Source organism: Pseudoalteromonas sp. Isolate6 (assembly GCF_022398435.1).
In the GTDB taxonomy this organism is placed as follows: domain Bacteria; phylum Pseudomonadota; class Gammaproteobacteria; order Enterobacterales; family Alteromonadaceae; genus Pseudoalteromonas; species Pseudoalteromonas galatheae.
On sequence record NZ_JAKEVK010000147.1, the window covers coordinates 1 to 11,577 of the forward strand.

At 42.9% G+C, this 11,577-nt stretch carries 12 protein-coding genes; 2 read left to right on the plus strand and 10 right to left on the minus strand.

Annotated features, from left to right (window positions below):
• The first annotated feature begins 229 nt into the window (after window positions 1-229).
• Together L1D50_RS16760 and L1D50_RS16765 are read left to right on the plus strand one after the other, a co-directional pair.
• On the plus strand, window positions 230-757 hold the full coding sequence (locus tag L1D50_RS16760; protein ID WP_128726670.1) for a hypothetical protein: 528 nt from the start codon (window positions 230-232) through the stop codon (window positions 755-757).
• 17 nt (window positions 758-774) lie between these two features.
• Entirely contained in the window at window positions 775-1,209 is a 435-nt protein-coding gene (locus L1D50_RS16765; RefSeq protein ID WP_128726671.1) for a hemerythrin domain-containing protein, read from the plus strand.
• Window positions 1,210-1,270: 61 nt separating this feature from the next.
• On the opposite strand, the gene L1D50_RS16770 is transcribed toward L1D50_RS16765, so the two are convergent.
• From L1D50_RS16770 to L1D50_RS16815, 10 genes are all read right to left on the minus strand, one after another.
• Complete coding sequence (locus tag L1D50_RS16770; protein ID WP_138521371.1) at window positions 1,271-2,008, minus strand: sulfite exporter TauE/SafE family protein; 738 nt, start codon at window positions 2,006-2,008, stop codon at window positions 1,271-1,273.
• A 34-nt stretch (window positions 2,009-2,042) separates the two neighbouring features.
• Window positions 2,043-2,732, minus strand: a complete 690-nt coding sequence (locus L1D50_RS16775; protein ID WP_138521372.1) for a pirin-like bicupin family protein — start codon at window positions 2,730-2,732, stop codon at window positions 2,043-2,045.
• 83 nt (window positions 2,733-2,815) lie between these two features.
• Window positions 2,816-3,715: a LysR family transcriptional regulator gene (locus L1D50_RS16780; protein WP_138521373.1), complete on the minus strand. Its 900-nt coding sequence runs from the start codon at window positions 3,713-3,715 to the stop codon at window positions 2,816-2,818.
• A gap of 25 nt (window positions 3,716-3,740) precedes the next feature.
• A complete protein-coding gene (locus tag L1D50_RS16785) occupies window positions 3,741-5,594 on the minus strand; it encodes a monovalent cation:proton antiporter-2 (CPA2) family protein (protein WP_239966452.1) in 1,854 nt (617 codons plus the stop codon).
• A gap of 107 nt (window positions 5,595-5,701) precedes the next feature.
• A complete protein-coding gene (locus L1D50_RS16790; protein WP_128726676.1) occupies window positions 5,702-6,130 on the minus strand; it encodes a GNAT family N-acetyltransferase in 429 nt (142 codons plus the stop codon).
• Between the two features lie 259 nt (window positions 6,131-6,389).
• Complete coding sequence (feoB, locus tag L1D50_RS16795; protein ID WP_128726677.1) at window positions 6,390-8,474, minus strand: ferrous iron transport protein B; 2,085 nt, start codon at window positions 8,472-8,474, stop codon at window positions 6,390-6,392.
• Between the two features lie 17 nt (window positions 8,475-8,491).
• Complete coding sequence (locus L1D50_RS16800) at window positions 8,492-8,719, minus strand: FeoA family protein (RefSeq protein ID WP_095729668.1); 228 nt, start codon at window positions 8,717-8,719, stop codon at window positions 8,492-8,494.
• 245 nt (window positions 8,720-8,964) lie between these two features.
• Window positions 8,965-10,164, minus strand: a complete 1,200-nt coding sequence (gene arsJ / locus L1D50_RS16805; protein ID WP_138521375.1) for an organoarsenical effux MFS transporter ArsJ — start codon at window positions 10,162-10,164, stop codon at window positions 8,965-8,967.
• A 6-nt stretch (window positions 10,165-10,170) separates the two neighbouring features.
• Window positions 10,171-11,181, minus strand: coding sequence for an ArsJ-associated glyceraldehyde-3-phosphate dehydrogenase (locus tag L1D50_RS16810; protein ID WP_138521376.1), 1,011 nt, complete (start codon window positions 11,179-11,181; stop codon window positions 10,171-10,173).
• Between the two features lie 21 nt (window positions 11,182-11,202).
• Window positions 11,203-11,577 (minus strand): metalloregulator ArsR/SmtB family transcription factor (locus L1D50_RS16815; protein ID WP_239966453.1); only part of this gene is annotated, 375 nt, incomplete at its 5' end.

An 11,577-nucleotide genomic window follows, 5' to 3' on the forward strand; every position in this document is an offset into this window, starting at 1 on the left:
GAGTAAATATGCCAATYTAATCCCTAACCTATCTTTAAAATCATTATGTTGTATCAAAACATGTAGTAACTACTCGGTAATTCTTTCTGGCTAGTGCTTCATTTATTCAATCTTAGAATCCACGGAAATCGGAATTATCCATAAAATTCAATAGATTAAAAAACTCTTTCTGTCGGTATAACACTTGCAGTTTGAATAATTACAAGCTGCAACGAATTTAGGAGGAGTAATGGGTAATCTTGAAATATTATCCTATGCAGATCATAGAGTTGGGGCTGTTCTAACAGGGAGAGTAGCCGCAGAAAAATTGCAAAATGAATTGCTAAATAGTCACCTTGTTCAGCATGAGCATCTAGAATTGGTCAATCCGAATGATAAGAATGCTGACAAAAAGCTTGAATCTAAAAGCGAAAGTCGTCTTGCCAAAAATATGCTCAATTGGCATTTGTACCTTGGCAGTATGGGGGTGATATTAGGCTTTCTCATCGCCGGACTGTTAGTGAGCTACGGCCCCGCTTTTACACAAGCGAATCCTTATTTGACGTTTATCGCTTTACTAAGCCCCGGCTTATTTATAGGGCTATTTGCTTCAGGCCTTATTTCTTTGCGTCCAGATAAAGATGCATTTAATCAAGCAGTAATGAATAAAATCGCAGAGGGCAAATGGCTGCTCATCATCAAAACGAATAATGAAGCGCACCGGAGCAAGCTCATATCGTTTTTCAAAAACACTACCAAAGCAGACGTTTTAAACTAAAACAAGAGGTAACCTACATGGAAATTTTTAATGCAATAAAGCAAGATCATGATCATCAACGCGCCCTTTTGAATATGTTGGCTGACACTTCTGGTGATTCAAAAGTCCGTGAAAAGTACTATAAAGAGTTGAAAGACGCGCTAGAAGCGCATGCCATCGCAGAAGAAAGGTACTTTTACGCCCCGTTAATGGAAAGCGACATGACGATCGAAGACTCTCGCCACGGTATCGCCGAGCATCATGAGATTGATGAGTTAATTGAAGCACTGGATAAGACGGAGTTTTCCGATCCTAGTTGGCTAACTAAATTGAAAAAACTCAAAGACAAAGTTGAGCATCACTTAGCTGACGAAGAGCAAGCATTTTTCCAACGTGCAGGTAAGGTACTTGATAAAAGTGAAAAGTCGCAGCTTGCAGATGAGTATCAAAAAGAGATGGAAGAGCAGCTATAGCTTTCTATGCCCACAACATGTTGTGGGCATTTACTTTGCTAGATTTTGGTAACCGATACCATCACAGCAATTTACCAATTAATACCACTCCAAGCATGAGCAGTAGTCCGTTCATCACCAGCAAAAATTGCTTTTTAGGCAAGCGTTTCGCAAGGTACACGCCGAGTCTATTACCGAGCAATGCTAAAGGTGTAAAACAAATAGCAAGCAGCACATGTTGCCACTGTAACAACCCAGTTGCAGAGAAGGTCGCCAACTTAATCACATTCATCAGTGCAAATAGTACCGCAACCGTTGCGATATAAGCCGTTGGCTCCAATTTTCGAGCGTTAAAATACACCATAAGTGGTGGGCCGCCAGCATGAATTAAGGTGGTGGAGATACCAGCTGCTGTAGAGGTGCTCGCGGCCAGTAACCTTAAGTGCCCAACACTTTCAGGTGTATTTTTAATAAGTAGGCTTTTAAGCGCAAATATTATGCTCATCGCTGCAATCACAACCGTCAGCCAAAATTCACTGACGCCCTGAAGAAAAAGCGTTGCTAAAGCTATCCCGACTAGCGTACCTGGCAATAACCGCTTTAGTTCCGTCATGTTCCATAACCGCCAGTAACTCTTCAGACTAAAAACATCCGCCACGATAAGTAGCGGAAGCATCAACGCAATGGCGTCCCTAGGATTCAACACCATCATCAAAATTGGAACAGAAAACGCCCCTAATGCGCCTGCAAAGCCAGACTTTGAAATACCACTTAGCAGAACGACAAGGGCAATTACTGCAAGTTGAATTGGTTCTGTCATTCTTCAATTCCTTTAATTTGAGGCGCTGAATTTATTAATTAAGTAATAAAAACCACAGCGCTTCAACATCTGTTACTGCAGCAACCTGCATGTTGTCACCGGCATTCAGGCCGATACCGTCTCCTTGCTGAAATGCTTCACTATCGAGCGTCACTTCGCCGCCAACAATGTGCAAATAGGCTTTTTGCGTGTGCGCATTCAGTTGAATCTGTTGACCTTGATGTAGCTGCAAACGGTGTATTTCAGCTTCAGCATTGATACTCAGAGTGCCCCCCACGCCTGTAGGCGTAACAATTGGCGTAAGTGCACTACTCTGTTTAATTTGAATTTGTTCATAACTCGGCGTTATGCCTTTAAGCTTTGGCTCTATCCAAATTTGTAAAAAATGGGCAGGCGCTGTCTTTGAAGCATTATATTCTGAATGAAGAATGCCACTACCTGCGCTCATTCTCTGAACTTCACCTGCCGCCACAGTAAACTGATTGCCCATACTATCTTGATGTGCTAATTCACCGTCAATGACATAGGAAATAATTTCCATATCTCGGTGACCATGAGTATCAAAGCCATGACCACCAAGTACGGTATCATCATTGATCACCCTAAGATTACCAAATCCCATGTGGGCGGGATCATAATATCGACCAAATGAGAAACTATGTTGGCTTTGTAACCAACCAAAATCTGCTTTACCTCTATCTTGTGCTTTTCGAATATATCGCATGTTTCGCTCCAAACGCATGTTGATGATCTCAGTCTATTGCCTGTTTGAAACGGATAAAATTTGATAATTTAACATCAACCATTCTACTCAATAGAATCTTCCAGCTGCATGCACTGATATCTTAATTCACCAATAAATGCGCGCGCGGCGGGCCCAAGCCTGTCACCATCTTTAAAAATGAGATGAAGCTGTGCTTTACGCTGACTATGTTGTGATAGTGGTAGCGGTTTCAAAACGCCAGAGTCTAGTTGCGTTTTGATAGCCGGAATGGGCAACCAAGCAAATCCTAAGCCTTGCGCTATCATATCTATCGAGGTTGTCATATGGCTCACCGTCCAACGTTGATGCGCCCCCAACCAACCTTCATCTTTTTTACGCGAGATTGCAGAGTCTCTTACTACGATTTGACGATGGGACTTTAAGTCCTCGAATGTAAGCGCGCGACCAAATTGGTGTAATGCGTGATTGGGATTTGCCACTGCAATAAACTCGATTTGGCACAACTCTTCACTGAACCCGTCTTGCAAAGTCACAGGAGAAATGGCGATGTCTACGTCAGTATTTTGCAAAAGTTCAGATGCACCCGTTAATACAGACTCAACTAACTCGACACGCAGCAAGGGATATTGTGCAGATGTATTTTCTAGCACTTTATAGAGCACCTGCTGTGGAAAAATTTCATCGACCGCTATGCGCAGTTGACTCTCGACTCCCTCGCCCAGCGTCTGACCAACCGCTTCCACTTTTGCCGCTTCTTCCAATAGATAATTGGCACGGCGCAGCATCATTTCGCCCGCTTCGGTCAACAAGGTCTTTCGCCCTTCGACTCTAAAAAGCTTAACACCAAGGCCCTCTTCAATTTTATGGACCGCAGTGTGGATACTTGACTGGCTTTTATGTACTTCTTTGGCAGCTTGATTAAAACCACCATATTCGACAACGGCTCTAAACATGCGCCATTGCTCTAATGTCACTCTCAACATACTGATCTAACCCAATATTTATACGCTATCGTTCAATAGCTGATGGTTTATCTTCACAATTTTCACCATGGCAGGTATTAAGATCTTCTTGTGCTTTTTCGTCCGCCTGCAGCACTTGTTTGAGGTCTGCCATACGCTGACGAATCGCAATACCATAACTTTCATCGTCTCCCCACACATCAGCGAGCATATGCATAGATTCAACATCGTGTTTGGTAAAGAGGTGGCCCGCTCGTGCAACATCTTCTTCACTATGACCCAATAACTTGAGCGCCTGTTCACCTAACTTCACAGCAGAGACAAAGGTCTCTCGCTCAAACGCTGTGACACCCAACTTTATCAATTGGTAGGCATGACGACGGTCAGTCGCACGAACCACGAGTTTTAGATGAGGGAAGTGTTGTTGCGCCAACCTGACGATTTCGAGGGTTTTATCTGGTTCATCAATCGCCACAACCAGCATTTGCGCCTCGTGAGCCCCTGCGGCTTCAAGCAAATCTAATCGTGCACCATCGCCATAAAACACTTGATTGCCAAAGCGACGTAGTAGCTCAATTTGACTTGGACTGTGATCCAAAATCGACAAATGATAGCCCTGCGCGTGGAGCAAACGTCCTATCACTTGACCAAAACGCCCATAGCCGATCACTATGACGTTTTGTGTTGCTTCCATCGTCTCTAAGCTATCTTCTTCATGAGTAGTATTGGCCTGACGTTCAACAATTTTGTCATAAAGAATAAAAATGAGGGGCGATCCGAGCATAGATACCGCAACAACCAACGTAACTAACGCGGCTTGATCTGGGGTTAAGATTGCTAAACTGCCAGTAACCGAAAGTAGTACAAACGCGAACTCTCCGCCTTGACACAGGGCAGCAGTAAATAACCATGTCGCTCGCTGGTGCAGTGAAAACGCCATCGCCAACAAATATAAAATAACTGCCTTTAACCCCATTAACAGCAGCACTGAAGCCAAAATAAATGACCACTTTTCAGCTAATAAAGCAAAATCAATTGATGCGCCGACTGTGATGAAAAATAGCCCAAGTAACAGCCCTTTAAACGGCTCGATATCGGCTTCTAATTCATGGCGAAATTCACTTTCCGCGAGGACGACACCCGCGAGAAATGTTCCAAGCGCAGGAGATAAACCAATACTTTGCATCAATAACGCAGTTGCGATAACGATAAATAGCGCCACCACGGTAAATAATTCGCGCATTCGAGTGCTGGCGATATATCTAAATAACGGTGCAGCGACATAGTGCCCAGCAGCGATAATAGCTAAAATGACAAAAACAGAAATAGCCACTTGAAGGTAAGTCGGAAAAGCGTGTAATAAATTTCCGTGACCATCACTCACAGCCAAATCACTAAATGCTAACAACGGCATAATCGCGAGAATGGGGATCACGGCTATATCTTGAAATAACAACACCGAAAACGCATTTTGACCGCCAGATTGTTTAATCAAGCCTTTTTCATTTAAGGTTTGCAGTGCAATGGCGGTAGAAGACAGTGCCAACATTAATGCAATGGCTAATGATTGCTGCCACAAAAAGCCAAGCGCTAAATCAATCGCGAAATAGAGTACAGCCGTTGTTATAACCACTTGTAAACCACCTAGACCAACTATAGAGCGACGCATCGTCCATAGCCTTTTCGGTTGTAACTCCAGTCCAACTAAGAATAGCATCATCACTACACCAAACTCGGCAAAGTGCATGACGTCGGTTTGCTCCCCCACAAGATGAAGAAGGTGAGGACCAATTAAGATCCCTGCCAATAAATATCCAAGCACAGAGCCAAGCCCTAGCCGTTTAGCGATTGGCACCGCAAATATCGCAGCAGCCAAATAGATAGTCGCGAGCAGTAACATAATAAAAAACACCTGTTGTTGTTATCGTCTTTATTATGTTCAGGGTAAATGAATTTATCCAGTATTCGTTCTAAAAAACAAAATATAAATGAGTAAAAAACCTGAAATTAATCTTGTAAATCCGAATATATAGTGGGATGGCAGATCTGCATCAAAATACTTGGATCTGGCACCGCTACAAAGCCAAATTTTTCATATAAAGTATGCGCATCAAGAGTCGCCAACATAAAGCGTCTCAGACCTTGTAGCTCTGGATGTTCAACCACAGCTTGAACAATCGCTTTGCCTACCCCTTTACCTCTAGCACTTTCATCAACTATCACGTCGGCAAGATAGGCAAAGGTGGCATAGTCAGTTATCACGCGACAAAAGCCTTGAAACTCGCCTTTGTCATCCAAATAAATGAAACTCAGGCTATTTTGAATGGCTTTTTCTAGCAAAGCTTTAGGCATCTGTTTTGCCCAATATGAATTTGAGAGTAGCGCATGAATAGTATCAAGGTGGCGCAAAATAAGAGAAGTATCATTGGTTATCATTATTGTCCCTGTTAACAGCAAAATAGAACTAAAAATTAAGCGATTTTTAGCGAGAAGCAAAGTGAAATTTTCACAGTCATAAATCTTTCATTATTGCGTCACCCTTCCGTCAATAACACAGCGTAGTCTGCTCTGTGAAGACTCCCCTTGATTGATTTAGAGTTGTTGGCAGTGTTGACTCAGTTGACACTGCTTTTTTTTGCTTGATACCAAACATAAAAAACGGCGCTCTAAGCGCCGGGAACCAAGCTTTTAATAACTAACCTAAGTTTATTTGATAGGTTGGCGGTTGATTGAGTCTATTACCAAGTCGAGACAACCCTTTCCACCACGCAAATCCAAACAACAACATCGCTACAATCCAAAGCGAAGCACTCGTTGGCGAGGTGCTTAACTGGCTAGCTTGGTAGACTAAAGTCGCCATGATATAAGCAATTGAGGTCGTCCAGCCAATAACAAGCCACATCCACTTACCGCCTGATTCACGTTTAATTGCACCTAATACCGCTACACAAGGAGTATAGAGCAAGATAAAGACAAGATAACTAAATGCACCGATTTGACCATTAAATTTCGCGGCCATTGCGGTGAGTAGCGCAGTACCACTTTCTGCGCCAGACTCTAATTCGTTAAGTCCCAACGGATCACCAAGGTTTGCAATAAGATCTTTACTATTGTCCACTATCGTCATCAGCGCTTCTTTTAACGCAGCCAACAATGAAAACTCTCCCCCTTCATCTGCAGCACCGGTGTAAAGCGCATCTAAAGTGCCAACGATAGCTTCTTTGGCGAACATACCAGTCACAACACCAACTGTAGCAGGCCAGTTTTCCTCTTTTAACCCAATCGGCTCAAAGATTGGAGTGACCACTTGTGCAGCCTTAGCCAAAAGTGATTTATCTGTATTCTCATTGCCAAACGAACCGTCGGTACCAATCGAGTTTAATGCACTGAGTAAAATAACCACCATGACAATTGTTTTGCCAGCACGTTTGATAAAGCCGCTCAGGCGCTGCCAAGTAGTGATGAAAATATTGCGCCAAATTGGCATATGATACGCGGGCATCTCGGTAAACGAGGGTAATTTTTGCGTTTTGAATACTTGCTTTCTAAATAAAAAGCCAGAGCCTACCGCAACCACTATGCCAAGCAAATACAGGCCAAAAACAACATTAGCTCCGTTCGTTGGAAAGAAAGCCGCAGCAAATAACGCATATACCGTCAAACGCGCGCCGCAAGACATAAATGGCGCCATAATAATTGTCAGTAATCTATCTGACTCTCGGCCCATCGTTCTTGACGCCATAACCGCAGGCACATTACAGCCGAATCCAACAATCAAAGGAACAAAAGCATTGCCAGGTAGACCAATAGATGACATCAAACGGTCAATCACAAACGCGGCCCGAGAAAGATATCCACTGTCTTCCAAAATGGATAAACACAGATACAGCACAGCAATAACAGGGATGAAGGTCGCCACCAATTGAATACCTGCGCCAAAACCATCAGCCAATAACACACCCAGCCATTGAGGTGCGCCAATATCTGCCAGCAGGATCTTTACACCATCGATGAGTAAGGCACCCACGGCGATGTCAAAAAAGTCGATAAATACAGCACCAACATTAACCGCAATAGTAAACATTAAATACATCATGGCTAAGAAAATAGGCACACCAAGCCAACGATTGAGCACGATTTTATCAAGTGTTTCTGTCGTATCTGCACGTTTTGGCGTAATGATACTTACGCCATCAGCCAATTTTTTTACTGCTTGGTGACGGGCGACCGCTTTTTCGAGGGGATCACTGCTGGTGCTTTCGACATTTGCAGCCACAGGAGTTTTAGGAAAACGAGTGATCTGCGCGAGTTGTTCCAACAACGCTTCTTGTCCTGTACCTTTAGCGCCGTGGAAAGGCACTACAGGTAATCCTAACTGTTCAGAGAGTCTTTTTAAATCTAGCGTTCTCCCGCGCTGAGTTGCAACATCAACCATATTTGCAACAACGAGAATTGGTTTACCTAACTCTTTCAGTTGGGAAGTTAATACTAGATTTCGCTGTAAGTTAGCGGCATCCACGATGTTAATGATGACATCAGCTTCATTTTGCTTTAGGAAGTCACACGCGATTTGCTCATCTTGGCTTGGCTCAATTTGCTCCATGCTATAGAGACCGGGTAAATCTACCAATTCTACGTTTGTGTTTTCTAAAGCAAAATAGCCGAATTTTTTCTCGACAGTTACCCCTGGCCAATTCCCTACTTTTTGTTTAGAGCCGGTCAGGCGATTAAATAATGTGGTTTTCCCGCAGTTCGGGTTGCCCACTAACGCAATTTTCATACGTGAGCCCTTTATAACTATAAAACTTCAATTTCAACGAACTGTGCGTCGGCCTTACGCACGCTCACAAAGGTATCGCCAATTTTCACTTGTATCGGGCATCCAAGTGGTGCGACGTTAATGACTTTTATTTGCTCACCGGGAATAATTCCAAGTGCCATTATTCGACTTAATAACGCAGTATCTGGATGGGTAAGAGAAGTGATGGTTGCTGCGCTATTTTTGGAAAGTTTATCTAATGTCATTGATTATGAGAACAATTTGCAATAAAAGTATGGCGCATCATACCCCATCAGCTATTTTCTTTAAACCAGATTGAGATAATAAACTATTATTACACGCCGAATGAAGGTGCCTGCGCACCTCAATATCAGCATAGACATAACCTCAAAATGACATAGAAGCGGCCGAACTTTTAATAAAGCTCAATTAAGGTATGGCCAATGTTACTTTAATAAAGTGGGTAGTACGGCTAAGACTTCATTTATAACTAACTCGGTAATCGTCGAGAAATTATTCCTGCCAACAACAACAGTATGCTTGATACTACCAAACAAGCCGCCAAGCCATACTCCAAAAAGATCCAACCTGATAGTACTGTACCAATTAGTCGCCCAATAGCGTTCGCCATATAATAAAAGCCAACATCAAGTGACACTCCATCACTATCAGCCAAACTTACAATAAGGTAACTATGAAGGGATGAATTGATAGCAAACACAATGCCAAAGAGCAAAAGTCCAACGACTACCGCTAAGCTTGTCCAGAGCTGTGCTTGAAGTGAGATAGCAATCAACAGCGGAATAGCCGCTAAATATAACGCCCATCCACTGACTTTACTTGGTGTTGATGCAAACTTATCACGACTAATAAATCTAGGTGTTGTTGATTGCACGATGCCATAACCGATAACCCAAGTAGCCATAAAACCACCAACCCACCAATGATCCCAACCGAACTGCTGTGATAAAAAGACCGGAAGCGCAACCACAAACCAAACATCCCGCGCGGCAAATAAAAACAATCGCGCAGCAGACAAAATATTAATTGCTCGGCTTTTTGAAAATACATCACTAAATTTGGGTTTACTTTTAGCCTTACCTAAATCGCTTTTTAAGCTGATCAGGCTAAATAGCCAAACTAATAGCAACATGATTGCCATCAACCACATCGCGCCGGTAAATCCAAGTAAGGTAAGCAACAACCCCCCAAGAAAAAATCCGACGCCTTTTAGTGCATTTTTAGAGCCGGTAAGTATTGCAACCCACTTAAATAGCGTGCCTTCTTCACCCGATTTTACAATGGCCTTTATCGCACTTTTGGCACTCATTTTATTAAGATCTTTCGCGATACCAGAAAGCGCCTGCACGGTCATAACGTAAGGTACGCTTAGCCAGTGCGTTGGTACAACTAACATCAATAATGCAGCTATTTGTAAGCCTAAGCCAATATTCATAGTGCGGTTTAAGCCAATACGTGCACCAAGCCAGCCTCCAATTAAATTGGTGACAACACCAAAAATTTCATAAAAGAGAAATAGCATGGCGATTTCAAGCGGGTTATAACCCAATTGATGAAAGTAAAGTACCACCAACATTCTGAGCGCACCATCAGTCAAGGTGAACGCCCAATAGTTACCTGTCACAATAAGGTATTGCTTGATATCTTGAGGTAAGGTGCTCAGCTGCATAATGTTTTATTCGCCTAACGATAAACCAACTTTGCGTACTAATTCCGCGGTACGATTTGCATAACCCCACTCGTTGTCATACCACACGTATAATTTAACCTGAGTACCATTAACCACCATGGTCGACAAAGCATCCACGATGCTAGAGCGCGGATCTGTTTTATAATCGATAGAAACTAAAGGCCGTGATTCATATCCTAAAATTCCTTTAAGCTCAGTAGCAGCAGCTTGCTCCATCCAGTGATTAATCTCTTCTACTGTGGTTGGCCGTTCGACCTCGAACACACAGTCTGTTAAGGATGCATTCGCCAATGGGATACGAACAGCGTGGCCATTTAACTTACCTTTTAATTCTGGAAAAATATGGGTGATTGCAGTCGCTGAACCAGTTGTTGTCGGAATTAAACTCATGCCACAGGCTCTCGCGCGGCGTAAATCCTTATGTGGCGCATCCAAAATGGTTTGCGTATTGGTGATATCATGGATTGTGGTCATTGAGCCATGCTTAATACCTATTTTGTCTTGTAGTACTTTAACAACAGGTGCTAAACAGTTTGTAGTACAAGATGCTGCAGTCACTATTTCATGTGGCTGTTCATCATAAATATGCTCATTCACACCCATCACTATATTTAGCACGCCGTCTTCTTTGACTGGTGCAGTAACGACAACCCTTTTAACACCCTGATCTAAATATTGTTGTAGTAGAGCTTTGGTTTTCATTTTACCAGAGGCTTCTATAACTACATCGCATTGTGACCAGTCAGTATCAGCAATGTCTTTATTTTGGGTTACCGATAACTGATGACCAGCTATTATGATATGGTCATCTTGATGAGAAACTGCGTGTGCCCACTTGCCATGCACCGAGTCAAACTCCAATAAATGGGCAAGTGTCTCGGCGTTGCCCGCAGGATCGTTAATTTGTACAAACTCGATTTCAGGCCAGTCAAAGCTCGCGCGAAGCGCCAAACGTCCCATTCTACCAAATCCATTGATCCCTACTTTAATCGTCATAAACCCTCCAATATCAAATTATTAGTTACAGCAAGCCACCATACGTGTTGGGCGCTCACCCATCATGTTGAGTCTTCCCAACTCTACCTCAATGTATTCTGGTTGATTAACCACGGTTGCTTCTATCACCGCTTTCATCCATGGCTGCAGCCTTGGGTTTATGGAATAAAATACCCATTGCTTTTGCTTACGATCACACACGATCTCTGCTTTCTTAAGCTGAGCCAAATGTCGTGAAACTTTGGGTTGGCTATCTTGTTCAAGCGCGACCATTAGCTCGCAAACACATAACTCACCTTCTAGCATTAGCATGGCAAGCGTTTTTAAGCGGATCTCATCTGCTAAAGATTTATAAAATTGAAGAGGTGAAAGCTGCATCATCCAAACATAATAAAT